The following is a 26,600-nucleotide window of genomic DNA, read 5'->3' on the forward strand; positions in this document are numbered from 1 at the left end:
GAGATCGCGGCCTCGGGCGGGCCTCAGCGGAGGGGATCGAGCGATGTTCCTGTCAGTACGCCTGACGACGGTGTCGGCCACCGTCGTGGTGCTCCACCTGACGGGGGAGCTCGACTCCACCACCGCGCCGGTGCTGGCCGCCACGCTGGAGCCGCTGATCGAGTCGCCGGTCGAGCAGGTGATCGTGGGTGCCGGTGACCTGTGGTTCTGCGACCTGACCGGCATCGACAGGCTCGCCGCCACCCACCGGGCCCTGCGCGTCAAGGGAGGCGGCCTGGCCGTCGCCGAGGCCGGGTCCTCGCTGTGCCGCCTGATCGAGCTGGTGACCGAGCATTCCCGCGCGCCCATGCGGGTGTACGCCACCCTGGAGGAGGCTCTCACGGCGGCGGGCGTCAACCCCGGAGATCCCTTGCCTCCCGCACGCCGCCATCTGCCACGGCTGCGACGGTTGCCCCGTGCCCAGCCCGCGCGGGCCGGCAAGCACTCCCGGCGGCGCCCCGGCCCCGCACTCCCGGAACTCCCCGCCCCGCCTCCGGCGAGCGCCGCCGAGTCCGGCACGAACCTCACCCTCGTCTCGGCCATCGCCCGCGCGCACGCGCTGCGTGAGCAGGCGGCCACGCAGGTGGAGGCGCTGAAGCAGCGGACCCACCGCTACAACCAGGTGCGGCTGACGATGTTGGAGACGCGGGCACGCTGCCTGGCGGCCGTGACCACCATGCGCGCCAACCGGGCCAGAGCCGCCCTGACGTTGTCCGCGAGCGCGCCTCCCGTTCCCGGGAGCGGCCACCTCGGCTGATGGGCGGTGGCCCCGCCGCAGTCACGGATCGCCCGCCATGGTGACAATCTGCTGCCCTCCTGAGCAGCTCGGCTCGGCGTACTCTTCCTCTGTGACACCAGAGGAAGAGCATGATTTCGATGACCTCCTCGTCCTTCTCAAGGAGACACGGGGGTTCGATTTCACCGGTTACAAACGCACCACGCTCATGCGTCGCATCGGCCGGCGCCTGGAGTCGCTGAAGCTGCGCGACTACAGCGAATACCGCGACTTTCTCGAGCTCGAGCCGGAGGAGTTCACCCGGCTCTTCGACAGCCTGCTGATCAACGTGACCAGCTTCCTCCGTGACCCGGCGGCGTGGCAGGCACTGCGCGAGAGCGTGATCCCCAGCTTGCTCAGCGGCAGGAACGCGACCAAGGCGATCAGAGTGTGGAGCGCGGGCTGCGCCACGGGCGAAGAGGCGTACAGCGTGGCCATGGTGCTGGCCGAGGAGCTCGGCATGGAGCGCTTCCGCGAGCGGGTGAAGATCTACGGCACGGATCTCGACGAGAAGGCTCTCCACGTCGCCAGGACCGGGATCTACGACGAACGCCGGCTCCGCGAACTGCCGGCCGACTTACGCGACACCTACTTCGAACCGGTCGAGAACGGTTTCGCCGTCCGCCGCGACCTGCGCCGCCAGCTCATCTTCGGCCGCAACGACCTCACGCACAACGCGCCGATCTCGCGGGTCGACCTGCTGCTGGCCCGCAACACGCTGATGTACTTCACCACCGAGACGCAGCTGAACATCCTGCGCCGCTTCCACTTCGCGCTGGCCGATCCCGGCTTCCTGTTCCTCGGCAAGGCCGAGACGATGCTCAACCACAGCGACAGGTTCGAGCCGGTCAACCTGCGCATGCGGCTGTTCAGGAAGGTCGTCTCCACGTTCCCCGCGGATCGCGCGCCGTGGCCGATGGGCGGATCGGGCGAGGCGCACGACCACCGCCCGCCCGCGCTGGAGACGGCGGCGCTGGGTTCGGGGCCGGTGGCCCAGCTCGTCGTCGACAGCGCCGGCACCCTGGCCCTGGTCAACTCCCGGGCGGAGTCCCTGTTCAACCTCAACCCCCGCGACATCGGGCGCCCCTTCCAGGATCTGGAGGTGTCCTACCGGCCCGTCGAGCTGCGCTCGGTGATCGAGCGGGCCTGTCAGGACCAGCGCCCGGTCGAGCTGCGGGAGGTCACCTGGCATCGGGCCGGCGTGGCCGACGGCGGCGTCTTCGACATCTCGGTCGTCCCGCTCCTGGCCGGCGGCGAACACGTCGGCGTGGGCATCCACTTCTCCGACGTCACCCGCTATCGCAGGCTGCGCGACGAGGTCGAGCAGGCCAACAGGGAGCTGGAGCAGGCGTACGAGGAGCTGCAGTCGCTCAACGAGGAACTGGAGACCACCAACGAGGAACTCCAGTCCACCAACGAAGAGCTGGAGACCACCAACGAAGAGCTCCAGTCCACCAACGAGGAACTGGAGACGATGAACGAGGAGCTCCAGTCCACCAACGGCGAGCTCCAGCACATCAACGACGTGCTGACGTCGCGGAGCGTCGAGCTGGACCAGGCCAACCAGTTCGTGTCCGCGGTGGTGCGCGGTCTCGGCGACGCCGTGGTGGTCCTCGACCACGAGCTACGGGTGATGGTCTGGAGCCGCGGGGCCGAGGAGCTGTGGGGCGTCCGCTCGGCGGAGGCTGTGGGCGGCAAACTCGACGCCCTGGACCTCGGCCTGCCGCTCGACTCGCTGGACCCGTACCTGCGGGCCGCGCTCCTCGACGGCCAGAGCGCCGACCCGGCCGGCCGGATGGTGCTCAACGCCGTCAACCGGCAAGGACGCCCCACCTCGCTCACCCTGCAGCTCTCCCACCTGCGCAAGGCCGACGACTCGGTGCGGGGGCTCATCATGGTCATGAACGTTCTCGACCGCGAATGAGCGCGTCTCCCGGCCGCGATGGTCAGCCGGATCTGCGTTTGCGGTAGGCGCGCTGCTGGCAGGCCCGCGAGCAGTACGCGCGCGGCCGGCCCGACGCGGCCCGTTCGACCGGCGCGCCACATATCCGACAGCTTTCGTCACGCGTTTCATCACGCTCTTGCACCAGCACCTCGATGCCGTCCAGCACCCGGCGCAGGCCGAACTCGAACGGGTCCTCCGGCTCGTCGTAACCCCCCGCCTCCCACAGGTAGGTGAGGGTCGGGTAGCGGTCGAGGCGCGCGTATAGCGTGTCGCGAGCGCCCCACCACTCCTCCTCGCTCACCCCGCTGAGCCGCTCGGTCCGCGCCACCTCCGCCAGCCGGACGGCCTCGGAGTCGACGAACCGGGCGACGAGCCCGACGACGGCGATCATCTCCGCGGGCGCGAGGCCGGTGCCGGAGACGGCGCTCAGCATGTACTCGTAGTGGGCGACGGCGTTGGGACCCGGCACCCGGCGGGTGCCCCGCACCTCGGCCACCCAGGGATGCCGTTTACGCAGCTCCCACCCTTCACGCGCGCACGCCTCCAGCCGCGCCCGCCACCCGCCCGCCTCGCCGCCCGCCTCGCCGGCCGGCTCCGCGACGGCCCCTTCGGGCGGGATCGTGCCCGGGAGGCCGATGACGGCGTCGCGCATGAGGTCGAGCAGGTGGTCACGGCCGGGCACGTGGCGGTAGAGCGACATCGTGGTGAACCCGAGCCGTTCGGCGACCTTGCGCATCGACAGGCCCTCCAGCCCGTCGGCGTCCGCCAGCTCGACCGCGGCCCGGACGATCCGGCCCAGGCTCAGCCCCGGTCGCGGCTCGCCGTCGCCTTCCTGCCACAGCAGCTCCACCCCGTCGTCGGGATCACCCGCGCCGCCTCCGGCCATTGGCACCTCCCTTGTTTATGGTGTAATACCTTGTGTACATCATAAACTGCAAAGGCGGTGCATCATGACCGAGTTCCACGTCGATCCATCGGGCAACGACTCCTGGCCCGGCACTGCGGAGCGCCCGTTCGCCGGCCTGCACCGCGCCCGGGACGCCGCCCGGACCGCGACTGGAGACGTCGTCGTCCAGTTACGGTCCGGGACCCACGTGCTGACCGCGCCGTTCGAGCTCACCGAGGCCGACTCCGGCCGTGACGGTCACCGGATCGGCTACCAGGCCCACGGCTACGGGACCGCCGATCAGGAGGAGGTCGTCGTCAGCGGCGGGCGGGAGATCACCGGCTGGCGGGTCGAGGACGGTGTGTGGCTGGCCGACGTCGGTGATCTGGACACGCGCCAGCTCTACGTCGACGGCCGCAGATCCGAGCGCGCCGCCATAGACGGCCTGCCCGGCACCGCGACCATGACGGAGACCGGCTACGAGACCGACAGCGCGGCCCCCCTGACCTGGCACAGCCCCGCCGACGTCGAGTTCGTCCACCGCGGCGTCTACCCGTGGACCGAGGCCCGCTGCGGCGTCGCCGCGGTCGCCGGCCGCACCGGGGGGACCGCGATCACCATGGCTCAGCCCGGCTTCGGGTGGGCCCTCGACCTCTACAACTTCGCCTGGGAAGGCAACACCTCACGCGGGCCCGGCCTGCCGACCCGGATCGAGAACGATGTCACCTTCCTCACCGAGCCCGGCACCTTCGTCCTGGACCGCTCGCGGCCCGGCCACCACGTCCTGCGCTACCTGCCCCTCCCGGGACAGGCGCCGGACCGTACGCGGGTGGTCGCCCCGGTTCTGGAGACGCTGCTGCGTGTCACCGGCACGAGCGGAGTGTCCTTCCGTGGCCTGGTCTTCGCCGACGCCACCTGGCTGCGGCCCGGCCGGGCGGAAGGCTTCCTGCACTACCACGGGAGCGGCTACTACGAGGGCGGCCCCGTCGACAAGGTGTCGCTGGTCGAGGGGCAGGCGTGGGTGACGGTGCCGCGCGCGTCGGCCACGATTCCCGCGTGCGTGGTGGTCGAGGGCGGTGAACGCGTGGAGATCGAGCGCTGCCGCTTCACCCGGATGGGCGCCGCCGGGCTGGGGCTCACCGGCGGCGCGGACGTCAGCGTGCGCGGGTGCGACTTCGACACGCTCTCGGCCACCGCCGTCTCCGTCACCGGGACCGAGAACGCCCTGGTCGAGGACAACTGGATCCACCACACCGGCCTGGAGTTCGCCGGCTCCCCCGGCATCGCGCTGCTGGGCACCAAGGGCTGCACGGTCGCCCACAACCAGGTCGGGGACGTGCCCCATTGCGGCATCGTGGCCGGGCCCGCCCAGGGCACCCGCATCCTGCGCAACCTCACCGTCGGCACGATGCTGGTGCTGGCCGACGGCGGCGGCGTCTACCTGTCGGGCCCGCAGGGCGACTCGTACGAGAACGGCGCGGTGATCCGGGGCAACGTCATCAAGGACACCCGCACGCCGTACAACTTCGCCCTCTACACCGACTACGGCGCCGCGTGGGTGACCGTCGAGGACAACGTGGTCGCGCGCGCCGACAACACCGCCGTCCTCCAGGTGTCGCCGCCGCTGGAGAACGTCGTCTACCGGGGCAACTTCTGGGACGCCGACCCGGTCGGGTCGGGCGACGTGCCGGAGGGGGTCACGTACGAGGGCAACACCACGCTCCCCGACGAGGAGAAGCTGGACGCCGCCACGGCCGACATCCAACGGCACGCCGGACTGCTCCGCCCCCGCCCGTCAGTGGACGCGGCGCCTTCACGCAAGACCCATGGCCGGAGCCAGGCCGTCTAGGCGCTCCACCCTGCTTCTCCACCCGGATCTCCACCATCCGGCGGTGCCGCTCCACCCGCCCCGATCCCTAGCGTCATGGGCCATGGACAGGAACGAACTGCTCAGGCTCGCAGCCGGCAAAGCGCAGGAATCGCTCAAAGGAGGCAAGGTGAACGGCAAGGCGTTGATCGCGATCGTGGTGGTCGCCGGTGTGGTGCTGGTCGGGTTCATCGCCTACCGGCTCCTCCTGCTCGAGGTCATCACCCGCCTGCGCTGACCACTGCGCACCTGGTGGAATCAGCGCATGAAGGGGAAACGGTCGCTGCCGGACACCATCGCGCCGGGCTGGCTGGTGGTGCAGGTGTTCGGCACGCTGTTCGTCACCGCCACCCTGGTCACCGCCAGGGAGAGCACGCCATGGGTGTGGGGTCTGTACGGGATCGGCGCCGGGTGCTGGCTGCTGTTCGTGGCGTTCGACCGGTCACGGCCCGGGCTCGCGGCCGGGTCGCTGGGTGCGGCGGCGCTGCTGCCCGCCGTGGCACTCGGGGCCGCCGAGGACAGCTCCGCGCTGCTCCTCACGGCGATCAACCTCGCCCGGTTCGCCGCACTGTCCGCCCCACCCGTGGCCGCCATCATGGCCGTCAGCGCGGGCGCGATGGCGCTGGCCGTACTGACCTGGCCGATCTCCGGGGAGCCACCGGCTGACGCGTTCGGACATGCGATGCTGCTGCTGGCGATCACGCTGATCGGCATCAATCACCGCCAGCACGTCGTACGGCGGGAGCAGGCCGAACGGCTCCTGGAGCAGACCCGGCTCGCCCAGGCGGAGCAGGCCCGCGCCGCCGCGCTGGACGAGCGCACCAGGATCGCCCGCGAGATCCACGACGTACTCGCGCACTCGCTGGGCGCGCTGGGTGTGCAACTGGAGCTGGCCGAGGCCATGCTGGCGGAGAAGGGCGACGTGGCCACCGCGCTGGCGACGGTGCGGCGCTCGCGCGGGCTGGCCGCCGACGGCCTGGCGGAGGCCCGCAACGCGGTCGCCGCGCTGCGGCAGGACATCCCCTCGCTGGCCGGCGCGCTCGCGGCGCTGGCCGAGGTGCATCGGCGAGACCACCGGTCGCCGGTGGACTTCCACGCGGACGGGGTCCAGCGCGGGCTGTCGTCGGCGGCCACCGTCTCGCTGCTCGGGACCGCGCGGGAGGCCCTGACGAACGCGGCCAAGCACGCGCCGGACGCGCCCGTGTCGATGACCCTCGACTTCACCGCCGATATGGTGCGATTGCGAGTACGCAACCCGCTGCGCGCCGAGGTATCAGCGGAGGGCGGGTTCGGGCTGACCGGTATGCGCGAACGACTCGCGCTGGCCGGCGGCACGCTCCACTCCGGCCACCAGGACGGAAGCTGGCACGTGACCGCGGAGGTGCCGGAATGATCAGATCGGTGGAGGCAGGGGCGGCCGTGGGGGTGCGGGAGTGATCAGGGTGGTCGTGGTGGACGACCAGCAGGTGATGCGCGAGGGCCTGGCCGCCCTGCTCGGCCTGGTCGAGGACGTCGAGGTCCTGGGCACGGCCGGCGACGGCCGCCAGGCCCTCGCCCTGCTGGCCACGAACACCGCCGACACCGCGCACGACGCGGGCGGCGGGGACTGCGTGGACGACGCGGATGGCGCAGATAGCGCGGACGGCGCAAATGGCGCGGACGGCGCGCACCCCGTGGACGTCGTGCTGATGGACCTGAGGATGCCCGTCATGGACGGCGTCGAGGCGACCGGCCGGATCGTCAGCGAGTATCCCGGCATAGCGGTCGTCGTCCTCACCACCTACATCGACGACGAGTCGATCGCCCGCGCGCTGCGGGCAGGGGCGCGCGGCTACCTGACCAAGGACGCGGGCCGCGCCGAGATCGCGGCGGCGCTGCGTTCGGCCGTCACTGGGCAGTCGACCTTCGACGCCAAGGTGTCGGACCGGCTGGTGGCAGCGATGGACCGCGCACCTCGGCCCACGGCGCGGCAGTTGCCCGGCGGCCTGACAGCCCGCGAGGCCGAGGTACTCGGCCTGATCGCGGGCGGGCTGAGCAATGCGGAGATCGCCGCGGCGCTGTTCATCGGCGAGGCCACGGTCAAGACGCACATCAACAACGTGTTCGCCAAGATCGGGGTCCGCAACCGCGTCGAGGCCACCCACTACGCCGGCCGCCACGGCTTAGGGAGCTGAGCCTGCGGCCGATATATGGGAGTTCAACGGACAAATTCGGAGACCGTCCGTTGGAAAGCCTGCCTTCAGATCTTCGATGCGTTTGGGCGTTGACTCATCGGCCCGCAGAGAGCACCACGCTTGCCGTTGTCGACCCTAGGTAACCTAGGTACCCTGAGGCTAACCGGGAAGTGGTGGTTGTGGTGACGCTGGCAGTGTTGAAGGTCGAGCAGGAGTATGCGGACCTCGCCGATATCGGGGCCCACCAGCTGAAGATGGCGAAGAAGGACTTCGTCGCCGAGGCCATCAAGGCCTATCTGGAGATCCGCCGCGAAGAGATCCGGCAGAACATGCTCGCCACGATGGCCAAGCTCGACGGTAGCGCCCGATCGGAGATCTCGTTGTTGACGGGGCTGAGTGCCGATCGGATCGACGAGCTCGGCGGAGTGCGGGAAGAGCGCTGACTGGCATGGAGCGTGTCCGCCCGACGATCCGCGCACTTCGCGAGGATCTGTCGATCCCCCTACCTCCCGCTGATGACCCGCTCGACGAGATCGACCATCCTCTCCTGGCCAAGGCGAGCGAGCGGTTCGCTGATGAAGGCACCCGGCATGAGCGAATTCGGGCGATCGATGACCAGATCCTGTTCAAGGTCAAAATTCAGCGGTGGCGTGGCGCGGTCTGGACGGAGCAGACTCTGCCCTGGTTGATCGCCGCAGGGTTGCGGGAAGAGGGGTCTGGCGACGACTTCTACGCTGGGCTGGAGCGTGACGCCGTGGCTGCCCGCGCCCGGTACAACGCTGCGCATACCAAACCGCTCTCCTCGTCCGCCTACGTCGGATGGCTGCTGCCTGGTAAAGACGATTACGAGCGATACCAACTGGAGGCGGCCACCCGGCTGCGCCGTCGCTTGGACGCCATCGTCTGCGGCTTGGTGCGCGACTCTCTGCGCGACGGGCATGAGCATGTCGTCGACATGCGAACCTTCGTCCTGGGTATTCAGGTCCGCGCGGAGGATGGATACGCCACCTATGTCGCTGTACGGATCGTCGGGAGCGCCCCCGACGACATCGTCGCGGTGATCCTCGCCCGTATACCGGGCTGCGACCGCGACAACTGGGGATTCGAATACCGGCTTCCGCATCGGCCTCTCTATGGAGCTGAACAGGTCTGGTCCACGCTCATGGATCCGGCCGCCGCCGCCAAGATCCTTGAGGAGGGCGACGCCGATCGCTGATGCGAGTCCTAGAAGGGGTACGTGGGTGGCTCGCCGCGCACGGTGACCCAGCGGGTCTCGGTGAAGGCGTCGATGTTGGCGGACGCGCCGCCGAAGCGGGCTCCCGTGCCGGAGGCGCCGATGCCGCCGAACGGGCTGTTGGCCTCGTCGCTGACCGTCTGGTCGTTGATGTGCACGATGCCGGTCGGGATGCGGTCGGCCAGGGCCAGGCCCTTCATCACGTCCCGGGTGACGATGCCCAGCGACAGCCCGTACTCGGTGGCGGTGGCCAGGCGTACGGCCTCCTCCAGGCCGGAGAACCGGGCGACCGGCGCGACGGGCCCGAAGATCTCCTCGGTGAAGGCGGGCGCGTCCGGCGTCACCTCCGACAGCACGGTCGCCGGGTAGAACAGCCCGTCGTAGGTGCCACCCGCGGCGAGCTTGGCGCCGGCGTCCACGCTCGCGGTGACCACCCGGTGGATCCGGTCGCGCTGCCCGACGTCGATCAGCGGGCCGAGCGCGACCTCCTGGCTCGCCGGGTCGCCGACCGGCAGGTTCGCGGCCTTGGCGGCGAGCCGTTCCACGAAGTCGTCGTAGACGCGCTCGTGCACCAGGTGCCGTCCGGTCGTCATGCAGATCTGGCCCTGGTGGAAGAACGTGCCGAACGCGGCGAGGTTGGCGGCCTGGTCCACGTCGGCGTCGTCGAGGACGATCAGCGCCGAGTTGCCGCCGAGCTCCAGGTGCGCCCGCTTGAGGTGCCGGCCGGCGAGCTCGCCCACCCGGCGGCCCGCGGCGGTCGAGCCGGTGAAGGAGATGACGCGCACCAGCGGGTGCGTCACCATCGCCTCGCCCACGTCGCTCCCGCCGGGCAGCATCTGGAAGACCCCCGGCGGCAGGCCCGCCTCCTCCAGGACACGGGCGATCGTCACGCCGCCGGTCACGGCGGTCCTGGGGTCGGGCTTGAGAATGACCGCGTTGCCCAGGGCCAGCGCGGGCGCGACCGAGCGGATCCCCAGGATGATCGGCACGTTGAACGGCGAGATGACCCCGACGACGCCGACGGGCATCCGCCTGGCCATCGACAGGCGCGGCTCCTCGCTCGGCAGCAGCTCCCCGTAGGACCGGCTGGGCAGGCTCGCCGCCTCGTAGCACTCCTGCTCGGCGACGTGCACGGCGAACCCGGCCATGGCGGGCACCGCACCGACCTCGCGGACGTTCCACCAGGTGATCTCTTCCGCGTGCTCGGTCCAGAGCTGCGCCGCGCGCCGCAGCACGGCCGCGCGCCGGGGGTGCGGGGTGGCGGCCCATTCGCGCTGCGCCTCGGCCGCGCTCTCGGCGGCCCTGCCGAGGTCGGCCGCGTCGGCCAGGCCGGCCTGCCCGAGTACGGAGCCCGTCGCGGGCTCGGTGACGTCGATCGTGCCGCCGCCGCCAGGAGACCAGGCCCCGGCGACGAAGATCCGGCCCTGCCAGGTTGCTGGGTCGAGGAACACCGCTGCCCCCTTCGCTCGCGGACAAGGGCCGAATGTAGTTCCGTGGTGCGCCGCAATCAATACGGCGTTTCAGCTACTGGAACACAAATTTCCGCCGCGGAAGCCGAGCCCGCTGGAGATCTCCGCGGCGGTACGGCGCAGCGGCCCCTCCAGGCGGCCCACGACCGAGTCGACGGGGACGTTCCAGGTCGTCAGGTGCACCGCGATGTTGATGGCCGCCACGACGTTGCCCGACCTGTCGCGCACCGGCGCCGCCAGGGACCGCAGCCCCGGGGCGAGCTCCTCATCGTTGACCGCGATGCCGCTCTGCCGTACCCGCTCCAGGGCGGAGACGAGCTGCTCGCGCGCGGTGATGGTGCGGGGGCCGCGCCGGGCGAAGTCGGTGCGGTCGAGCAGCGCGCGCAGCGCGGTGGGCTCGCGGAAGGCGAGCAGGACCTTGCCCATCGAGGTGCAGTAGGCCGGCAGCCGCGAGCCGACGTGCAGGTTGAGATCGACCGCGAACCCGCCGCCGCCCCGGCCGCTGCGCCGCCGCTCCACGTAGACGATGTCGGGCCCGTCGAGCACGGCCATGCTGGCGGCGTAGCCGGTCTCGTCGGACAGGGCTTGCAGGTGGCGGGCGGCGACCCGGGTGATCTCCATCGAGTTGATCGCGGCGAAGCCGAGGTCGACGACCCGCGGCCCCAGGGAGTACTTCTTCGTCTCGGGGTCCTGCTGAACGTAGCCGAGCTTGGCCAGCGTGGCGACGTAGCGGTAGGTCGTGCTCTTGTTCAGGCCGGCCGAACGGGCCAGGTCGGCGATGCCGAGGATCGGCCGGGCCTCGCTGAACGTCGAGAGGATCAGCAGCCCGCGCTCCAGCGACTGGGAGGTCATGGCGCAAGCGTTTCATATGTTCGAACGCTGTGTTGACTTGCGGCACGCGCGCTCGTACGTTCCGATCACTCTCCACCTCGTCCTGGAGGCGCGCGTGAACCGATCTCCCTCCTCCGGCTTAACCAGGCGGCAGGTGCTCGCCGCCACCGCCCTGTCCGTCCCCCTGCTGTCGGCGTGTCAGAACCCGGCGAGCGGCGGTGGAGGCGGCTCGGCCGCTCTCAAGATCGGGTTCGTCAGTCCGCGGACGGGGCCCGCGGCCGGGTTCGGCGAGCCCGACGCGTACGTGCTGGGGCTGGCCCGCAAGGCGTTCGCCGGCGGGCTGACCGTCGCCGGCGCGAAGTACACCGTCGAGATCATCGACAGGGACGGCCAGTCGAACCCGCAACGCGCGTCCCAGGTGGCCAACGACCTGATCAACGGCTCGGGCGTCGACCTGATGCTGACGACCTCGACGCCGGAGACGGTGAACCCGGTCTCGGACGCCTGCGAGGCCGCCGGGGTGCCGTGTGTCTCGACCGTCGTGCCGTGGGAGGCCTGGTACTTCGGCCGGGGCGCCGAACCCGGCCAGCAGGACGCCTTCAAGTTCACCTTCCACTTCTGCTTCGGCGTGGAGCAGTTCGCCAACGCCTACACGCACCTGTGGCCGCAGATCGCGACGAACAAGAAGGTCGGGGTCATGTGGCCCAACGACTCCGACGGCAACGCCATCCGCCAGGCGCTCGGCCCGCTGCTGACCAAGGCCGGCTACACGATCGTCGATCCCGGGGCCTACACCGACGGCACCAACGACTTCTCGGCGCAGATCGCGAAGTTCAAGGCCGAGGACTGCGAGATCTTCAACACCTTCCCGATCCCGCCGGACTTCGCCACGTTCTGGCAGCAGGCCGCGCAGCAGGGCTACACCCCGAAGATCGCGCAGGTGGCGAAGACCGGGCTGTTCCCGTCGCAGATCGAGGCGCTCGGCCCCATCGGCGTCAACATCGCGGGCGGCGCCTACTGGGCGCCCGCCTACCCCTACACCTCGTCGCTGACGAAGCTCACCTCTCAGGGGCTCGCCGACGGCTACCGGGAGTCCACGGGCAAGCAGTGGAACCAGCAGCTCGGGCCGAGCCTGGCGCTGTTCGACGTCGCCGCGGCGGCGCTGTCGAAGGCGTCCGACCCCAAGGACAAGGCCGCCGTGGCCGCCGCGATCCGCACGCTGGACGTGGCGACGCCGGTCGGCCGCCTCCAATGGGGTAAGGGGCCCAACGCCAACGTGGTGGCCACGCCGATCCTGGGCGGCCAGTGGGTGGCGGCGCCGGCGGGCGGCCGGGACAAGGTGACCTTCGTGCTGTGCGAGAACTCCTCCGACCCCAATGTCCCCGTCGCGGCCAAGCTGCGGCCGTATCGCGCATGACCGCGCCGGTGCTCGCCGGGCACGGCCTGACCAAGGACTACGGGGCGCTGCGGGTGCTCGACGGCGTGGACTTCGAGGTCGGCCCGGCGGCGGCGGTCGGCATCGTCGGGCCCAACGGCGCGGGTAAGACGACGCTGCTCGGCGTCCTGGCCGGGTCCGTCACGCCGTCCGCGGGCCGCGTGTTCATCGACGGGGAGGACGTGACGGGCCTGCGTACCGAGCTGCGCTGCCGCCGGGGCGTGGGCCGGGCGTTCCAGGTGCCCCGGCCCTTCGGGGGGATGACCGTCCTGGAGAACGTCCTGGTCGGCGCGTCCTACGGGGCGGGGCTGTCACGGTCGCGGTTGTACGCGCGCTGCGTCGAGGTGCTGGAGCTGTGCGGGCTCGTCGACGTGGCGAACCGGCGGGCGGAGAGCCTCGGTCTGATGCACCGCAAGCGGCTCGAACTCGCCCGGTCCCTGGCGACGGGCCCCCGTGTGCTGCTCCTCGACGAGATCGGCGGCGGGCTCACGGACGCCGAGGCCGAAGACCTGGTCATCACCGTCAAGCAACTGCTCGCCCTCGGGATCGGCGTCGTCTGGATCGAGCACATCGTGCACATCCTGCTGAAGGTGGTCGACCGGCTGGTGTGCATGGACGCCGGGCGGGTCATCGCCGACGGCGTGCCCGCCGAGGTGCTGCGGACCGCGGTCGTCATCGACGCCTACCTCGGAAGGGGCGCGACATGAGCCTGCTGCGCGTGGCGGGACTCGTCGCCCGGCACGGGCTGCTGACCGCCGTACGCGGCGTGTCGCTCGCCGTGGACGAGGGCGAATGCGTCGCCCTCATCGGCGCGAACGGCGCGGGCAAGACCACGCTGCTGCGCACGATCGCGGGCGCGCATCCGGCCGCGGATGGCACCGTCGTGTTCGACGGCGCCGACATCACCGCGCTGCCCGCCCACCGGCGGGTCGGGCGGGGCATCGCACTGGTCCCGGAGGGCCGCAGGCTGTTCGCCGAGCTGACGGTCGAGGAGAACCTGCTGGTCGCGGGCCGGCGGGGGCGGCCGGGCGAGTGGCGCCTCGACACCGTGCTCGACGCGTTCGACATGCTGAAACCACTCCTGCGCCGGCGCGCCGCCGACCTGTCCGGCGGCGAGCAGCAGGCCGCCTCCATCGGCCGGGCCCTGATGACCAACCCGCGCCTGCTGCTCATCGACGAGGTGTCGCTCGGGTTGTCGCCGATCGCGGTCGACACGGTGTACGCGTCGCTGTCGCGGGTGCTCGCGAGCGGCGCGACGGTGGTCCTCGTCGAGCAGGATCTGCGGCGCGCCCTGTCGGTGAGCGACCGCGTCATCTGCCTCCTCGAAGGCGCGATCGCGCTGGAGTCGGCCAGCGGTGCGGTCACCCGCGACCAGGTGACCGAGGCCTACTTCGGCATCAGCGCGGAGCCGCGATGAACTGGGTCAACGCCGTGGTGCAGGGCGTCTTCCTGGGCGGCCTGTACGCGCTGTTCGCCTGCGGGCTGTCGCTGATGTTCGGCGTCATGCGGATCATCAACCTGGCGCACGGCGACCTGGCGATCCTGGGCACCTTCCTGGTGTGGGCGCTGGTGGACCGGCTGGGCGTCTCGCCGTGGGTCGCGCTGGTGCCCGCGCTGCCCGTCATGCTCGGCGTGGGCTACCTGCTCCAGCGCACCGTGCTCGCGCGCAGCCTGCGGGGCGGGCCGCTGATCCCGTTGCTGACCACCTTCGGCCTGGCCATCGTCATCCAGAACGCGCTGCTGCGCGCCTTCTCCCCGGACGTGCACTCGCTCGGCGCGCAGGCCGGGTGGATCTCCACCGCGAGCCTGCCCGTCACCGGGCAGCTCTCGGTGCCCGTCTTCGGGCTGCTGGTGCTGGCCGCGGCCGTGCTCGTGCTCGGCGGGCTGCACCTCGTGCTGCGCCGTACCGGTTTCGGCCGCGAGATGCGGGCCACCGCGCAGGACCCCGACACCGCCGCGCTCGTCGGCATCCCGGCCTCGTCGGTGTACGCCAGGGCGACCGCCATCGCTGTCGCCACGGCCACGCTGGCCGGGGTGTTCCTGGCGATCCGGTCCACCTTCGACCCCTCGGCCGGTCCCACCCAGCTCATCTTCGCCTTCGAGGCCGTGGTCATCGGCGGGCTCGGCTCGCTGTGGGGGACGCTGGCCGGCGGCGTCGTCCTGGGCATCGCGCAGACCGTCGGGGGCACGATCGACCCGCAGTACTCGATCCTGGCCGGGCACCTCGTCTTCCTCGTCATCCTGGCCGGCCCGCGCGGCAGGTCCGTCGCCACCCGGAGCGCCCCATGACCACCGGCCGGCGGGTCCGCCGCTCCAGCACCGCCTCCCGGGTCGCCTCTACCTGCGTGGTGGTCGCCGCGCTCGCGCTGTGCGGCATGCCGTACATGGTGACCGCCAACGTCGTGCAGCAGCTCACCAGCCTGTTCATCTTCCTGATCCTGGCCGTCATGTGGAACGCGCTGGCCGGTTACGGCGGGATGGTGTCGGTCGGGCAGCAGGCGTTCATCGGCGCCGGCGCGTACGGCACGATCTTCCTCACCCAGTGGGGGATGAGCCCCTACCCGGCCGTGGTGCTCGCCTCGCTGGGCTCGGCGGTGCTCGCGGCGCTGCTGTCCCCCCTGGTCCTGCGGCTGCGCGGCGGCCGGTTCGCGGTCGGCACCTGGGTCGTGGCCGAGGTGCTGGCGCTGCTGGTCACCTTCGACCACGACCTCGGCGGCGGCACCGGGGTGTCGCTGCGCGGGCTGAACGTCTACGGCCCCGACCTGCGCCGCGCCTACACGTACTGGATCACGCTGGCGTTCGCGCTGCTGCTGCTCGCCCTCGTCTTCGCCCTGCTGCGGCACCGGACGGGCGCGGCGTTGCAGGCCATCCGCGACGACGAGGACGCGGCCGCGTCGGTGGGGGTGCGGGTACGGCCGCTGAAGGCGCTGCTGTTCGTGCTGGCCGGGTTCGGCTGCGGCGCGGCCGGGGCGCTGACGCTGGCGAACACGCTGTTCATCCAGCCCCAGTCGATCTTCGGCGTCCAGTGGACCGCGTACATGATCTTCATGGTGCTCGTGGGCGGGCTCGGCACGTTCGAGGGGCCGATCGTCGGCGCGGTCCTGTTCTTTTCCGTGCAGTACGTCTTCGCCGACGCGGGCGCCCTCTACCTGATCGGGCTGGGCCTGGTCGCCGTCGCGTTCGCGCTGTTCCTGCCGCGCGGACTGTGGGGCCTGTTCGCCGGCCGGGCCCAGGTCCCGTTGCTGCCGGTCGGCTACCGTCTGGAAGACTCGGCCTCGTGATCCTGGCGGTGCGGCACTACATCGACGGGCGCTGGTCCGACTCCGGCACCGGGCGGCGATACGACAAGCACAACCCGTGGACGGGCGCCGTCCTGGCCGAGGTCGCCGCGGGCGACGCCGAGGACGCCCGGCACGGTGTCGAGGCGGCGCACGCCGCGTTCGCCTCCTGGGCGGCGACGTCGCCGACGGACCGGCAGCTCATCCTGCTCCGCGCCGCCGACGTCGTCGAGCGGCGGACCGAGGAGATCGCCGGGCTCCTGACGGCCGAGATCGGCTGCACCCGGCAGGTCGCCATGACGCACATCGGCTTCTGCACCTCGCTGCTGCGTCAGGCGTCCGGGCTGGCCCACGGCGCGGTCGGGCAGATCATGCCGTCGGACGTGCCCGGCACCCGCGCGTACGCCATCCGGGGCCCGGTCGGCGTGGTGGCCGCCATCGCGCCGTGGAACGCGTCGCTGGTCCTGGCCGCGCGGGCCATCGTGGGGCCGATGGCGCTGGGCAACACCGTCGTGCTGAAGCCCTCCGAGGAGTCGCCGCTGACCGGCGGCGCGCTCTGGGCGGAGGTGTTCGCCGAGGCCGGACTGCCTGCCGGGGTGCTCAACGTGGTCACCCACGCGCCGGGCGACGCCGGTGCGATCGCCGAGGAGCTCATCGGCCACCCGCACGTGCGCCGCGTCAACTTCACCGGCTCGACCGTCACCGGCCGGCGGCTGGCCGAGGCGGCCGGGCGGCACCTCAAGCGCATCGTGCTCCAGCTCAGCGGCCACAACCCGCTGATCGTGCTGGCCGACGCCGACCTCGGCTACGCGGTGAACGCCGCCGCCTACGGCGCCTTCGTCCACCAGGGACAGGTGTGCATGTGCGCCCGCCGCATCTACGTCGAGCGGGCGATCGCCGGCGAGTTCACCGAACGGTTCGCCGCCAAGGCGGCCACGCTGCCGATGGGCGACCCGGCCGACCCGCGCACGGTCATCGGCCCGCTGATCAACAAGTGGGCGCTCTCACTCGTCACCCGCCGCGTCGAGGAGGCCGTCGCGATGGGCGCCGGCGTGCTCGCGGGCGGCACCCCCGAGCCGCCGTGCTACCCGGCCACCGTACTCACCGGCGTGCCGGCCGGCGCCGAACTCGCCTTCGACGAGACCTTCGGTCCCGTCGTCATCCTCGACGTCGTCGAGGACGCGGACGAGGCGGTACGGCGGGCGAACGAGTCGCGCTTCGGCCTGACCGCGGCCGTGCTGACCGGGCGGCCGAGCCGGGGACTGGAGATCGCCCGGCGGCTGGAGGCGGGGATCGTGCACATCAACGACCAGCCGGTCAACGACGAGCCGCAGATGCCGTTCGGCGGGGTCAAGGACAGCGGCTGGGGGCGCTTCGGCGTGGGCTTCGCCGCCGAGGACTTCACCGAACTGCAGTGGGTGACCTCACGCGACACCCCGCGCCCCTTCGCCTTCTGACTTTCAGACCAGGGCGGCTCGGCCGGCGGGCAGCACCGCTTGCCCTCTGACCGGGCTCCTTTCCATGGGCCAAGCGGTTGGAAAACTGTTCCGCTTTGGCCGCACGGAGCAGGCGGTGCCTGCCAGAAAATCGGTTGATCCAACGTATTAGCCTGGATGGGATGCCTCCCGATACGCGTTCTCCTCGCCGTCCCCTGCCCATCTCCAAGCCGCTCACCTCCAACGCACTGTGGCGGATGAAGCCCTATCTCCGCCCCTACGTCCTCAGGTTGGTCTTCATCTGGCTGGCCGCGGTCATCGGCATCGGGGCGAGCATCGCCCTGCCTCTCGTGGGCAAGGAGGTCGTCGACGGGCCCGTGCTGCGCGGCGACTCCGGCGCCCTGCTCCCCCTCGGGCTCATCGCCCTGGGCGTGGGCGTACTCGAAGCGTTCCTGATCTTCTTCAGGCGCTGGACGCAGACCGGCCCGGTCCTCGGGCTGGAGACCCAGATCCGCGACGACCTCTACGCGCATCTGCAGCGCCTGCCGATGGGCTTCCACAACGACTGGCAGTCGGGCCAGCTGCTGTCGCGGGCCACCACCGACCTGTCCACGATCCGCCGCTTCCTCGGCTTCGGCATGCTCTTCCTGGTCATGAACATCCTGCAGCTGACCACCGTGACGGTGCTGCTGCTGAACATGTACTGGCCGCTCGGGCTGCTGGTGGCCGCGTCGGCGGTGCCGATCGTGCTGGTGTCACTGCGCTTTGAGAAGAAGTACATCAGGATCTCCCGCCAGGTCCAGGACCAGCAGGGAGACCTCGCCACGGTCGTCGAGGAGTCGGCGATCGGCATCCGGACGATCAAGGCGTTCGGCCGCCGGCACCACGTGTTCGACCAGTTCGACGACACGGCGCGCACGGTCTACGGCACCTCGATGGACAAGGTGCGGCTGTCCGCCCGCTTCTTCACCTTCCTCGAAGTGATCCCCAACATCACGCTCGCCCTGGTCCTGCTGCTCGGCGCGCTGGCCGTGGGCGGTGGCTCGATGACGCTGGGCACGCTGGTCGCGTTCACCACGCTGATGCTGCAGCTCGTCTGGCCGGTCGCCAGCCTCGGCTACATCCTGGCGATGGCCCAGGAGGCGATGACCTCCGCCGACCGGGTCATGGAGGTCATGGACACGGTCCCGGCCATCGAGGGCGGCACCGGGTCGATCGAGCGGCCGCGCGGCCACCTGCGCTTCGAGGGCGTGGAGTTCCGCTTCCCCGGCGCCGACCAGCCGGTGCTCCGTGACGTGTGGCTCGAGGTACGGCCCGGCGAGACGGTCGCCATCGTCGGCGCGACCGGCTCGGGCAAGACGACGATGACCTCGCTCGTACCCCGGCTGATCGACCCCACCGGAGGCCGGGTCACGATCGACGGACACGACGTGCGCGACCTGTCGCTGCCCGCGCTGCGTGAGGTGGTGGCCACGGCGTTCGAGGAGCCGACGCTGTTCTCGATGAGCGTGCGCGAGAACCTCACGCTCGGCCGCCACGACGCCACCGAGGAGGAGCTCGACGACGCCATCCGCACCGCCCAGGCCATGTTCGTGTACGACCTGCCCTGGGGCCTCGACACCCGGATCGGCGAGCAGGGCATGTCCCTGTCCGGCGGCCAGCGGCAGCGCCTGGCGCTGGCGCGGGCCGTGCTGAGCAAGCCGCGCATCCTGGTCCTCGACGACACGCTGTCCGCGCTCGACGTCGAGACGGAGGCGCTGGTGGAGGAGGCGCTGCGGCACGTGCTGCGCGAGGCGACCGGCATCGTGGTCGCCCACCGCGCCTCCACGGTCCTGCTGGCCGACAAGGTGGCGCTGCTCAGGGACGGCACGATCACGCACGTCGGGCGGCACCACGACCTGCTCGACGAGGTGCCCGAATACCGCGAGCTGCTCGCCCAGGACGCCGATTTCGACCCCTCGGAAGGAGCACTCCGATGACGACCACGACAACCAGCACGGCATCGAGCGCGGCCGACTGGCGGGGCGTCGCCTCCGAGAATCAGGACGACCTGTCCGAGGCGGTGACGGTGTTACTGCGGGAGCGCTCCCGCAGACTGCTCGGCGACCTGCTCACGCCGCACCGCAAGGCGATCGCCCTGCTCACCGGCATCATCATCGTGTCCAACCTGGCCGGCCTGGCGATCCCCTACCTGGTGAAGGTCGGCATCGACGCGGGCATCCCGCCGATGCTCAAGGGCACCGGGCCCGGCACGCTGCTGACCGTCGTCGGGGTGATCCTGGCGGCGGCGGTGACGCAGGCCCTCACCCGGCAGGTGTTCCTGCAACTGTCGGGCCGCATCGGCCAGAACATCCTGCTGGAGCTGCGCAGGCGGGTGTTCGACCACTTCCAGCGGCTGTCGCTGAGCTTCCACGAGAAGTACACCTCCGGCCGCGTCATCTCGCGGCTCACCTCCGACATCGAAGCCATCGCCGAGCTGCTGCAGTCGGGCTTCGACGGCCTGGTCACCGCCGTGCTCACCATGTTCGGCACGGCCGCGCTGCTGCTGGTGCTCGACGTCCACCTGGGCCTGGTGGCGCTGATCCCGCTGCCGCTGCTGCTGCTGTTCACCCGGTGGTTCCGCATCCAGTCGGCGATCGTCTACCGGCGGACCAGGGAGACGGTGGCGCTGGTCATCGTGCACTTCGTGGAGTCGATGACCGGCATCCGCGCCGTACAGGCCTTCCGCCGCGAGCCGCGTAACCAGGAGATCTTCAAGCAGCTCAACGACGACTACCGCGGCGCCAACGCCAGCAGCATGCACCTCATCGCGGTGTTCATGCCGGGCATCAAGCTCATCGGCAACGTGACCGTGGCGGGCGTGCTGGTCTACGGCGGCTGGCTGGCGCTGCACGGCGAGGTCACGGTCGGCGTGCTGGCGGCCTTCCTGCTCTACCTGCGCCAGTTCTACGAGCCGATGCAGGAGATCAGCCAGTTCTACAACACGCTCCAGTCGGCGGGCGCCGCGCTGGAGAAGCTGTCGGGCGTGCTGGAGGAGGAACCGGCCGTGCCGGAGCCGCGCGAGCCCAAGGCGCTGCCCAAGGCCCGCGGCAAGGTCAGGTTCGAGGGCGTCAGGTTCGCCTACGTCGAGGACCGGCCGATCCTGCCGGGGCTGGATCTGACGATCCCGGCCGGGCAGAGCATCGCGCTGGTCGGCTCGACCGGCGCGGGCAAGACGACGCTGGCCAAGCTGATCTCCCGCTTCTACGACCCGACCGCGGGCCGCGTCCTGCTCGACGGCGTCGATCTGCGCGAGCTCGACGAGCCGACGCTGCGCAAGGCCGTGGTCATGGTGACGCAGGAGAACTTCCTGTTCAGCGGTACGGTCGCCGACAACATCAGGTTCGGCCGCCCCGGCGCGTCCGAGCGCGAGGTGCGCGAGGCGGCCAAGGCGATCGGCGCGCACGAGTTCATCGCCGCGCTGCCCGACGGCTACGACACCGAGGTGGGCAAGCGGGGCGGGCGCATGTCGGCCGGTCAGCGCCAGTTGGTGGCCTTCGCCAGGGCGTTCCTGGCCGATCCCGCGGTGCTCATCCTCGACGAGGCCACCTCCAGCCTCGACGTGCCGAGCGAGCGGCTGGTGCAGCGGGCGCTGCGCACGATCCTCGCCGACCGGACGGCGCTGATCATCGCGCACCGGCTGTCGACCGTGGAGATCGCCGACCGGGTGCTGGTCATGGAGCGGGGCGAGATCGTCGAGGACGGCTCGCCGGACCGGCTCATCGCCGCCTCCGGCCGCTTCGCCGGCCTGCACCAGGCCTGGCTGGACAGCCTCAGCTAGCGACCTCGGCTCGACGCCGTCGGCTGCGGGCGCCCGAAGCGATCGGCTACGGGCGCCCGCGGTCGGCCGTCAGTGCGGGTGCACCGCGCGCGTCATGTTCTCGTACAGCTCATAGCCGACGAACAGCGCCACGGGCAGCCCGACCGCCAGCAGCAGCCGTCCGGGGAGGGGTGCCCGCACCATGGGCGCCCGCACCATCACGTCGGGCACGGCGGGCAGCTCCGTCACGGGCTCCGGCGCCGGCGCCGGCATGGGCACCAGCTCGGGGTGACGTGACAGGTAGCCTGTCGGGAACGACGTGACGTGGTAGGCCCCGCAGCCCGGACAGCACATGTCCGAACCCGGTGGCTGCACGGTCACGCCGCCCCGCAGCCAGATCTTGACCTGGTTGCCGTAGTCGTCGGTCAGATGCCTGACGACGTACTCTTCCTCCCAGACATGCAAACAGCGCATGCACTCGAAAGGCCATCTCTCCTGGGTATTGAACCCTTCACGCACCAGGACCACCCCCGGTCAGGTACCGCCATCCGATTTCGAGTGTCCGCCCCACCCTTAACCCGGACAAGACGGCACTATGACACTCAGGGCTATGAAATGCTCACCTACTGTCAGGTTAGAGAGGGTAAACCCGTCTCTGAACCGGACTGAGCAGGGGCGTCGCGTCGGGCGGCGCGGGCTCGGCCGGAGATCTCAGCTCCGGATGCCGGCTGAGATAGCCGGCCGGGAACATCGTGGCGTGCTGGCAGCCGCACTTGGGGCAGATGGCCCCCGACGAAGGCGGTGGGACCGGCACACCGGAGCGCAACCAGATCTCGCGCTCGTTGCCGTGGCGATCGTCGAAGTGCCTGACGTGGTATTCCTCTTCCCACACGTACCAGCACCCTTGGCACTCGAACGGCAGACTCCTGATCTCTTCTTCCATGAGTCACCCCCTCCTTCGAGTGTCGTCCTATTTGTCGGGAAACCGCAACCGCTTACGCGAGAGCCAGCACGAACGCGAGCGCTCCGGCTACCACGCTGAACGTGCCGAGCCAGGCGAACAACGCGTCGAGCCCGGCGTCCACGGACCGGCCGCCGTGCAGCGCCTCCTGGACGCGACGGAACCGGATCCTGGTCCTGAGCAGCAGCACGGCACCGCAGAACGCGGCCGGCACGAACGCGGCGATGGCGGCGGGGGGCAGCCCGTGCCGCGCCGACAGGCCCATCGCGCCCAGGCCGCCGGACGACAGGGCCACGGCGGTGCGTACCCAGGCCAGGCGGGTCCGCTCGCTCTGCAGCCCGGGGTCCCAGATCTCGTCGGACACGGCCGGATCAGGCTCCCATGACGATGACCACCAGCGCGATCACCGCGACCGCCGCCACTCCGTACCCGAAGACCGCGGCCAGGGCGGGCGGCGGCAGCGGCGTCTTGTCGCGCAGCGCGCGCTGGATGTTGCGCCAGCGCGGGTAGGCCATGCCCGCCGCCAGCGCGGACAGGGTGACCAGGACGACGGCCAGGGCGGTGCGCACCCACGGGAGGAACAGACCGTCCGGGAGCGCGGCCATGGCCACCCCACCCGCGCTGAGTGCCAGCGCGGTGCTCAACCACGTGAGGAACGTGCGCTCGTTCGCAAGGGTGAAACGCGGGTCAGGATCCATACGAACGACGCTAGTTTGCACATATTCCCCCTAGAGAAGCCGGGGTTAGCCGCCGCAGGCCTGGGCGACCGTCTTCAGGTAGGTGGCGGTTTCCGTGCCGACCTTCTGGACCGCGTCGACGGCGCCGTTGACGTCCTTGACGTCGATGCCGCTCAGCGTCTTGGCCAGGTCGTCCGAAGCCTCCTTGAGAGTGGTGTTGGCGGCCTTGTCGGCCACCTCGTTGAGCTTGGCGGCGCTGTCGTCGAGGGCCTTCTCCATGGCCTTGGGGTCGTCCTTGAGCTCGCCGATCTTGGCGACCAGCTCGGTGACGATCTTCGGGGCCTCCAGGCAGGACTGAGCCTTGTCGATGGTGTTGTTGACCTCACCGCATCCGGCGGCGAGAACGAACATGGCGAAGGCTGCGAGGGGCACGAACCGGCTTTTGAGGCGACGCATACAGGGGACCCTACCCAACGGATTCGCGCCCCCGGCTTGTCATCCGGCGCCAAGGGGTCCGAGCACGGGGAAGCGCGGCAGGCGTTCTAGGATTTGCCCATGACAACGTGTGAGCATCTTCTCAAGGCAGCCGACCCGCCTCCGCGCACGCCCGAAGGCTGCGAGGAGTGCCTGGCCGCCGGTGGCCGGTGGGTGCACCTGCGCCGCTGCCTGGAGTGCGGTCATATCGGGTGCTGCGACTCCTCGCCCAGCAAACACGCCACCAAGCACTTCCACGCCACCTCCCACCCGGTGATGCAGTCGTTCGAGCCCGGTGAGGCCTGGAAGTGGTGCTTCGTCGACAACGCGATGGGTTAACGCTCCAGGATGGCCTCCTCGAAGTCGAGCTCGGCCATCACCTCGCGGAGCACCTCGTCGTCGAGGCGGCGTTCGTCGCGTAGCCGGACGAACATCTCGCGCTCGGCCTGCAGCATCTCGCGGCGCAACCGGCGATAGAGGGAGCTGGGCGTCTCGGCGCCGCCCTGGGCGGTGCCGCCGCCCAGGCGCTCCCACGCCGTCAGCGAGCGCCGCCACGACTTCTCCTTGAGCTGATCGATGACCTGCTTCTGGATCTCGTCGGGCTCGCCTTCGATCTCGGCCAGGCGCTCGAGCACCTCCAGGCCCGCGGTGAGCGCGGCCTGCTGCGCCGACGCCTCGGCCAGCCTGTCCTCGTAGCGCTCCTGCTCGCTCGAGACGCGCAGCCGCCTGATCAGCATGGGGAACGTCGTGCCCTGGACGAGCAGCGTGCCGATCACCGTGGTGAAGGTGAGGAAGAGCAGGATATCCCGGTTGGGCATGCTGACCGGGATGGCGAAGGCGGCGGCGAGCGAGACGACCCCGCGCATGCCCGCCCAGCTGATGATCACGACATGCGAGGGCGCGGGCCCCGGCTCGTTCCTTCTGAACAGCCTGGTCAGGTACGTGACCGGGAACATCCAGACGAACCTCGCCAGCACGGTCACCAGGAACACCACGCCCGCGTACAGGGCGACCTCCCACGCGCTGTAGCCGCCGATCCCCTTGATCACGGTGACCAGTTGCAGGCCGATCAGCGCGAAGACGATCGCCTCCAGGAAGAAGTCGGTCACCTTCCACACCGCGTCGGACACCAGCCGGGTGCCGAACCCCCGCTGGTGCATCTGGTTGCCGAGATAGAGCCCGACGATCACCACCGCGATGACGCCCGAGGCGTGCACCGACTCGGCGGCCAGGTAGGCGGCGAACGGGATCAGCAGCATCAGCGTGTTCTCGACCAGCGAGTCACGGGTGTGCCGGAAGACCCAGGCGAACAGGAACGCCAGCGCCAGCCCGATCGCCACCCCGACCACCGCCGAGTACAGGAACTCGCCGACGCCTTCGAGCAGGTCCACCGTGCCGCCCACGGCCGCGCCGATCGCCACGCGATAGAGGGTCAGCGCGGTCGCGTCGTTGAACAGGCTCTCGCCGATGAGGATCGTCAGCGCCCGGCGCGGCAGGCCGAGCCGCCTGCCGACCGCGACGGCGGCCACGGCGTCGGGCGGCGCGATGATGGCGCCCAGCGCGAACGCCGCCGCCAGCGACAGCTCCGGCAGCAGCAGGTGGACGACCAGCCCGATGACGGCCGTGGTGAACAGCACCAGCCCGACCGACAGCAGCGCCACGGCCCGCTTGACGTCACGCAGGCGCAGGTAGGAGCTGTCGAGCGCGGCCGAGTAGAGCAGCGGCGGCAGGAACACGTACAGCACGAGATCGGGGTCGAGCGGCACGCCGGGGACCAGCGGCGAGACCAGCAGCCCGGCGGCCACCAGCAGCAGCGGCGCCGGCCAGCCCTTGCGGCGGGCGACGGCGGAGACCGCGACCGCTCCTGCCGCCATCAGCAGCAACTGCAGGCCCATGGTGGTGTTCACGGCGCTCCTCCACGTCGGCACGGGCACGCGATCGCAGCGTACCGCTCCTGGAGACGCGTCGGCTCACCACTCCCTGCGGCGGTCCCTGTCGTCGTCCTGCTCCTGGTCGGGACGGAGTCGCTCACCGGTGGAGAACATCGGATCGCCCACGTAGGGGCGGGACATGCCCGTCTGGTAGGGCTGGGCCTGCTGCTGGCCGGCGCCCGTCGAGAACAGCGGGTCGACCGCGTCGGGCGGGGTCTGGTAGGCCGGGTAGCCGTCCGTGGACGGGTAGGGCACCTGCTGGTACGCGTCGCGGTAGGTGATGGGCTCCTGGCGCCTGCCAGCGCCGGGGATGCCGTGCATCGGGGTGCCGAGCCCGGCGGCGCTCGGGTCCGGCATCGGCGCCGGGGGCGGCTGTTGCGGCTGGTATCCGCGGTTGCCGTAGAGGTCGTGAGCCGGCTGCTGGGTGAAGGGGTCGGGCTGCTGCCGGTTCGGCTGGGCGCTCTGGGAAGGGAAGCCGAGCGGGTCGGTGGACGTGGGCGCCTGACGGCGGCGGTCCCCCGGCATCTGGTAGACGGGCTCGCCGGGGTCCTGCACCGGCGCGGGCTGCGCGTACTGCTGGGGGCCGGTGAACGGGTCTCCGGTGTACTGGGGGGCGCTGTAGGGCTCCGGGGAGCTGGGGACGGCGTACTGCGGGCCGGTGAACGGCTCGGGCGGCTCGGGCTCGGTGTACTGGGGGCCGCTGAACGGCTCGCGGGGATTCGGCTGGCCGTACTGCGGGGCGCCGAAGGACGCCCGCTCGCCGTACTGCTGCTGGGCATGGGGGTCGCGCGCCCCGGTCGTCTCGCTGTAGGAGGCCACCAGCTTGTCCGGAGGCGGCGGGGCGCCCCTGGCCACCAGGACGTCGTTGGGAGACAGGGCGGCCGTGGGCCGCTCGTCATGCGGCGGCGGGGAGCTCTGGCGCGGCCGTTGGTACTGGCCGGTGCCGGGGATCACCTCGGTGCCCGGGTCGTGCGCGGGCACCGCGGGCTGCTCACCCGTGGCCTCGGCGAACCCGTCGTCGAGGGTGTCGAGCAACCGGCCGACATCGTCCATCGGCATGCGGAAGCTGGCGGTGCACATCTCACCTCGCCACAGGCTGAGCACCAAGGTGCCCTCATGCCACGTGACCCGGAGGCACCGCTCCTGACCTCGGGCATCGAAGAACACTTCGCCGAACGACGGCAACGGGACAACTTCCGACATGGCAGACATACTGCTTTAACCAGCCTTTATCCGTCCACTCAACCCCGGTAAACCCTACTGAACCGGCTTTCCCCATCTAACCTGGTACCCCACTGGCCCCATCCATGGTAGATCTTTGTGGCTAGTTGGAGTTCCGATCGTTCAGTGTGCCACGCGAGCCGCCGAAGGCGGCCGGGAACGCCAGGA

The 26,600-nt window shown here is 70.8% G+C and carries 27 protein-coding genes; 17 read left to right on the forward strand and 10 right to left on the reverse strand.

Features of this window, described 5'->3' with window-relative positions:
• Positions 1 to 43: 43 nt before the first annotated feature.
• Together AB0F17_RS27035 and AB0F17_RS27040 are read left to right on the forward strand one after the other, a co-directional pair.
• Complete coding sequence (locus AB0F17_RS27035) at positions 44 to 796, forward strand: STAS domain-containing protein (protein ID WP_358027947.1); 753 nt, start codon at positions 44 to 46, stop codon at positions 794 to 796.
• A gap of 91 nt (positions 797 to 887) precedes the next feature.
• Positions 888 to 2,738: a CheR family methyltransferase gene (locus AB0F17_RS27040; protein WP_358027950.1), complete on the forward strand. Its 1,851-nt coding sequence runs from the start codon at positions 888 to 890 to the stop codon at positions 2,736 to 2,738.
• 22 nt (positions 2,739 to 2,760) lie between these two features.
• Here AB0F17_RS27040 and AB0F17_RS27045 read toward each other — a convergent pair whose 3' ends face one another.
• Positions 2,761 to 3,645 carry a TetR/AcrR family transcriptional regulator gene (locus tag AB0F17_RS27045; protein WP_358027953.1) on the reverse strand — a complete coding sequence of 295 codons (885 nt, stop codon included), beginning with the start codon at positions 3,643 to 3,645 and terminating at the stop codon, positions 2,761 to 2,763.
• Between the two features lie 64 nt (positions 3,646 to 3,709).
• Here AB0F17_RS27045 and AB0F17_RS27050 point away from each other — a divergent pair, with 64 nt between their 5' ends.
• The 6 genes from AB0F17_RS27050 (at position 3,710) to AB0F17_RS27075 (ending at position 8,902) form a co-directional block, all read left to right on the forward strand.
• Positions 3,710 to 5,494, forward strand: a complete 1,785-nt coding sequence (locus AB0F17_RS27050) for a right-handed parallel beta-helix repeat-containing protein (RefSeq protein ID WP_358027956.1) — start codon at positions 3,710 to 3,712, stop codon at positions 5,492 to 5,494.
• An 82-nt stretch (positions 5,495 to 5,576) separates the two neighbouring features.
• On the forward strand, positions 5,577 to 5,750 hold the full coding sequence (locus tag AB0F17_RS27055) for a hypothetical protein (protein WP_214636116.1): 174 nt from the start codon (positions 5,577 to 5,579) through the stop codon (positions 5,748 to 5,750).
• A gap of 27 nt (positions 5,751 to 5,777) precedes the next feature.
• Positions 5,778 to 6,905 carry a histidine kinase gene (locus AB0F17_RS27060; protein ID WP_358027959.1) on the forward strand — a complete coding sequence of 376 codons (1,128 nt, stop codon included), beginning with the start codon at positions 5,778 to 5,780 and terminating at the stop codon, positions 6,903 to 6,905.
• A gap of 40 nt (positions 6,906 to 6,945) precedes the next feature.
• The gene (locus tag AB0F17_RS27065; RefSeq protein WP_358027961.1) at positions 6,946 to 7,686 is read left to right on the forward strand and encodes a response regulator transcription factor; all 741 of its coding nucleotides are present in this window, start codon (positions 6,946 to 6,948) and stop codon (positions 7,684 to 7,686) included.
• Positions 7,687 to 7,859: 173 nt separating this feature from the next.
• Entirely contained in the window at positions 7,860 to 8,129 is a 270-nt protein-coding gene (locus AB0F17_RS27070; RefSeq protein WP_358027964.1) for a hypothetical protein, read from the forward strand.
• A 5-nt stretch (positions 8,130 to 8,134) separates the two neighbouring features.
• On the forward strand, positions 8,135 to 8,902 hold the full coding sequence (locus tag AB0F17_RS27075; RefSeq protein ID WP_358027966.1) for a hypothetical protein: 768 nt from the start codon (positions 8,135 to 8,137) through the stop codon (positions 8,900 to 8,902).
• Positions 8,903 to 8,910: 8 nt separating this feature from the next.
• Here the strand turns inward: AB0F17_RS27075 and AB0F17_RS27080 are convergent, their stop codons facing one another.
• Both AB0F17_RS27080 and AB0F17_RS27085 read right to left on the reverse strand, forming a co-directional pair.
• The gene (locus AB0F17_RS27080) at positions 8,911 to 10,371 is read right to left on the reverse strand and encodes a benzaldehyde dehydrogenase (protein WP_358027969.1); all 1,461 of its coding nucleotides are present in this window, start codon (positions 10,369 to 10,371) and stop codon (positions 8,911 to 8,913) included.
• A 69-nt stretch (positions 10,372 to 10,440) separates the two neighbouring features.
• On the reverse strand, positions 10,441 to 11,241 hold the full coding sequence (locus tag AB0F17_RS27085; protein ID WP_358027973.1) for an IclR family transcriptional regulator: 801 nt from the start codon (positions 11,239 to 11,241) through the stop codon (positions 10,441 to 10,443).
• A 94-nt stretch (positions 11,242 to 11,335) separates the two neighbouring features.
• On the opposite strand from AB0F17_RS27085, the gene AB0F17_RS27090 reads away from it, so the two are divergent.
• The 8 genes from AB0F17_RS27090 (at position 11,336) to AB0F17_RS27125 (ending at position 21,189) form a co-directional block, all read left to right on the forward strand.
• Positions 11,336 to 12,637: an ABC transporter substrate-binding protein gene (locus AB0F17_RS27090; protein ID WP_358027976.1), complete on the forward strand. Its 1,302-nt coding sequence runs from the start codon at positions 11,336 to 11,338 to the stop codon at positions 12,635 to 12,637.
• Positions 12,634 to 13,362 carry an ATP-binding cassette domain-containing protein gene (locus AB0F17_RS27095; protein ID WP_358027978.1) on the forward strand — a complete coding sequence of 243 codons (729 nt, stop codon included), beginning with the start codon at positions 12,634 to 12,636 and terminating at the stop codon, positions 13,360 to 13,362. Before AB0F17_RS27090 ends, AB0F17_RS27095 begins: the two co-directional genes overlap by 4 nt.
• Positions 13,359 to 14,072, forward strand: coding sequence for an ABC transporter ATP-binding protein (locus AB0F17_RS27100; protein WP_358027981.1), 714 nt, complete (start codon positions 13,359 to 13,361; stop codon positions 14,070 to 14,072). The genes AB0F17_RS27095 and AB0F17_RS27100 overlap by 4 nt, the downstream gene beginning before the upstream one ends.
• Entirely contained in the window at positions 14,069 to 14,944 is an 876-nt protein-coding gene (locus tag AB0F17_RS27105) for a branched-chain amino acid ABC transporter permease (protein WP_358027984.1), read from the forward strand. Before AB0F17_RS27100 ends, AB0F17_RS27105 begins: the two co-directional genes overlap by 4 nt.
• The gene (locus AB0F17_RS27110) at positions 14,941 to 15,936 is read left to right on the forward strand and encodes a branched-chain amino acid ABC transporter permease (protein ID WP_358027986.1); all 996 of its coding nucleotides are present in this window, start codon (positions 14,941 to 14,943) and stop codon (positions 15,934 to 15,936) included. Before AB0F17_RS27105 ends, AB0F17_RS27110 begins: the two co-directional genes overlap by 4 nt.
• Entirely contained in the window at positions 15,933 to 17,390 is a 1,458-nt protein-coding gene (locus tag AB0F17_RS27115; RefSeq protein ID WP_358027989.1) for an aldehyde dehydrogenase family protein, read from the forward strand. The genes AB0F17_RS27110 and AB0F17_RS27115 overlap by 4 nt, the downstream gene beginning before the upstream one ends.
• Positions 17,391 to 17,551: 161 nt before the next feature.
• Positions 17,552 to 19,348 (forward strand): ABC transporter ATP-binding protein, encoded by a 1,797-nt coding sequence (locus AB0F17_RS27120; RefSeq protein WP_358027992.1) that lies wholly within the window; start codon positions 17,552 to 17,554, stop codon positions 19,346 to 19,348.
• Positions 19,345 to 21,189 carry an ABC transporter ATP-binding protein gene (locus tag AB0F17_RS27125; protein ID WP_358027995.1) on the forward strand — a complete coding sequence of 615 codons (1,845 nt, stop codon included), beginning with the start codon at positions 19,345 to 19,347 and terminating at the stop codon, positions 21,187 to 21,189. Before AB0F17_RS27120 ends, AB0F17_RS27125 begins: the two co-directional genes overlap by 4 nt.
• A 69-nt stretch (positions 21,190 to 21,258) precedes the next feature.
• On the opposite strand, the gene AB0F17_RS27130 is transcribed toward AB0F17_RS27125, so the two are convergent.
• The 5 genes from AB0F17_RS27130 to AB0F17_RS27150 form a co-directional block, all read right to left on the reverse strand.
• Positions 21,259 to 21,642: a hypothetical protein gene (locus AB0F17_RS27130; protein ID WP_358027998.1), complete on the reverse strand. Its 384-nt coding sequence runs from the start codon at positions 21,640 to 21,642 to the stop codon at positions 21,259 to 21,261.
• Positions 21,643 to 21,802: 160 nt separating this feature from the next.
• Positions 21,803 to 22,111 carry a hypothetical protein gene (locus AB0F17_RS27135; RefSeq protein ID WP_358028001.1) on the reverse strand — a complete coding sequence of 103 codons (309 nt, stop codon included), beginning with the start codon at positions 22,109 to 22,111 and terminating at the stop codon, positions 21,803 to 21,805.
• A 52-nt stretch (positions 22,112 to 22,163) separates the two neighbouring features.
• Positions 22,164 to 22,493, reverse strand: coding sequence for a DUF202 domain-containing protein (locus tag AB0F17_RS27140; protein WP_358028004.1), 330 nt, complete (start codon positions 22,491 to 22,493; stop codon positions 22,164 to 22,166).
• A gap of 7 nt (positions 22,494 to 22,500) precedes the next feature.
• Complete coding sequence (locus AB0F17_RS27145) at positions 22,501 to 22,827, reverse strand: DUF202 domain-containing protein (RefSeq protein WP_358028006.1); 327 nt, start codon at positions 22,825 to 22,827, stop codon at positions 22,501 to 22,503.
• A gap of 45 nt (positions 22,828 to 22,872) precedes the next feature.
• Positions 22,873 to 23,262 carry a hypothetical protein gene (locus tag AB0F17_RS27150; RefSeq protein ID WP_358028009.1) on the reverse strand — a complete coding sequence of 130 codons (390 nt, stop codon included), beginning with the start codon at positions 23,260 to 23,262 and terminating at the stop codon, positions 22,873 to 22,875.
• A gap of 99 nt (positions 23,263 to 23,361) precedes the next feature.
• On the opposite strand from AB0F17_RS27150, the gene AB0F17_RS27155 reads away from it, so the two are divergent.
• Positions 23,362 to 23,619 carry a UBP-type zinc finger domain-containing protein gene (locus AB0F17_RS27155; RefSeq protein ID WP_358028012.1) on the forward strand — a complete coding sequence of 86 codons (258 nt, stop codon included), beginning with the start codon at positions 23,362 to 23,364 and terminating at the stop codon, positions 23,617 to 23,619.
• Here the strand turns inward: AB0F17_RS27155 and AB0F17_RS27160 are convergent.
• Both AB0F17_RS27160 and AB0F17_RS27165 read right to left on the reverse strand, forming a co-directional pair.
• The gene (locus AB0F17_RS27160) at positions 23,616 to 25,187 is read right to left on the reverse strand and encodes a Na+/H+ antiporter (protein ID WP_358028014.1); all 1,572 of its coding nucleotides are present in this window, start codon (positions 25,185 to 25,187) and stop codon (positions 23,616 to 23,618) included. The genes AB0F17_RS27155 and AB0F17_RS27160 overlap by 4 nt on opposite strands.
• Before the next feature lie 63 nt (positions 25,188 to 25,250).
• The gene (locus tag AB0F17_RS27165) at positions 25,251 to 26,414 is read right to left on the reverse strand and encodes a hypothetical protein (RefSeq protein WP_358028017.1); all 1,164 of its coding nucleotides are present in this window, start codon (positions 26,412 to 26,414) and stop codon (positions 25,251 to 25,253) included.
• Between the last annotated feature and the right edge of the window lie 186 nt (positions 26,415 to 26,600).

The organism is Nonomuraea sp. NPDC026600 (assembly GCF_040638335.1).
Lineage (GTDB): Bacteria > Actinomycetota > Actinomycetes > Streptosporangiales > Streptosporangiaceae > Nonomuraea.

What these genes read in the sequence shown, in the direction of transcription:
- AB0F17_RS27035 (WP_358027947.1), top strand. Translation starts at nt 44, where the DNA reads ATGTTCCTGTCAGTACGCCTGACGACGGTGTCGGCCACCGTCGTGGTG.
- AB0F17_RS27045 (WP_358027953.1), bottom strand. Translation starts at nt 3,645, where the DNA reads ATGGCCGGAGGCGGCGCGGGTGATCCCGACGACGGGGTGGAGCTGCTG.
- AB0F17_RS27050 (WP_358027956.1), top strand. Translation starts at nt 3,710, where the DNA reads ATGACCGAGTTCCACGTCGATCCATCGGGCAACGACTCCTGGCCCGGC.
- AB0F17_RS27055 (WP_214636116.1), top strand. Translation starts at nt 5,577, where the DNA reads ATGGACAGGAACGAACTGCTCAGGCTCGCAGCCGGCAAAGCGCAGGAA.
- AB0F17_RS27060 (WP_358027959.1), top strand. Translation starts at nt 5,778, where the DNA reads ATGAAGGGGAAACGGTCGCTGCCGGACACCATCGCGCCGGGCTGGCTG.
- AB0F17_RS27075 (WP_358027966.1), top strand. Translation starts at nt 8,135, where the DNA reads ATGGAGCGTGTCCGCCCGACGATCCGCGCACTTCGCGAGGATCTGTCG.
- AB0F17_RS27085 (WP_358027973.1), bottom strand. Translation starts at nt 11,241, where the DNA reads ATGACCTCCCAGTCGCTGGAGCGCGGGCTGCTGATCCTCTCGACGTTC.
- AB0F17_RS27095 (WP_358027978.1), top strand. Translation starts at nt 12,634, where the DNA reads ATGACCGCGCCGGTGCTCGCCGGGCACGGCCTGACCAAGGACTACGGG.
- AB0F17_RS27100 (WP_358027981.1), top strand. Translation starts at nt 13,359, where the DNA reads ATGAGCCTGCTGCGCGTGGCGGGACTCGTCGCCCGGCACGGGCTGCTG.
- AB0F17_RS27105 (WP_358027984.1), top strand. Translation starts at nt 14,069, where the DNA reads ATGAACTGGGTCAACGCCGTGGTGCAGGGCGTCTTCCTGGGCGGCCTG.
- AB0F17_RS27110 (WP_358027986.1), top strand. Translation starts at nt 14,941, where the DNA reads ATGACCACCGGCCGGCGGGTCCGCCGCTCCAGCACCGCCTCCCGGGTC.
- AB0F17_RS27120 (WP_358027992.1), top strand. Translation starts at nt 17,552, where the DNA reads ATGCCTCCCGATACGCGTTCTCCTCGCCGTCCCCTGCCCATCTCCAAG.
- AB0F17_RS27125 (WP_358027995.1), top strand. Translation starts at nt 19,345, where the DNA reads ATGACGACCACGACAACCAGCACGGCATCGAGCGCGGCCGACTGGCGG.
- AB0F17_RS27130 (WP_358027998.1), bottom strand. Translation starts at nt 21,642, where the DNA reads ATGCGCTGTTTGCATGTCTGGGAGGAAGAGTACGTCGTCAGGCATCTG.
- AB0F17_RS27135 (WP_358028001.1), bottom strand. Translation starts at nt 22,111, where the DNA reads ATGGAAGAAGAGATCAGGAGTCTGCCGTTCGAGTGCCAAGGGTGCTGG.
- AB0F17_RS27145 (WP_358028006.1), bottom strand. Translation starts at nt 22,827, where the DNA reads ATGGATCCTGACCCGCGTTTCACCCTTGCGAACGAGCGCACGTTCCTC.
- AB0F17_RS27150 (WP_358028009.1), bottom strand. Translation starts at nt 23,262, where the DNA reads ATGCGTCGCCTCAAAAGCCGGTTCGTGCCCCTCGCAGCCTTCGCCATG.
- AB0F17_RS27155 (WP_358028012.1), top strand. Translation starts at nt 23,362, where the DNA reads ATGACAACGTGTGAGCATCTTCTCAAGGCAGCCGACCCGCCTCCGCGC.
- AB0F17_RS27165 (WP_358028017.1), bottom strand. Translation starts at nt 26,414, where the DNA reads ATGTCGGAAGTTGTCCCGTTGCCGTCGTTCGGCGAAGTGTTCTTCGAT.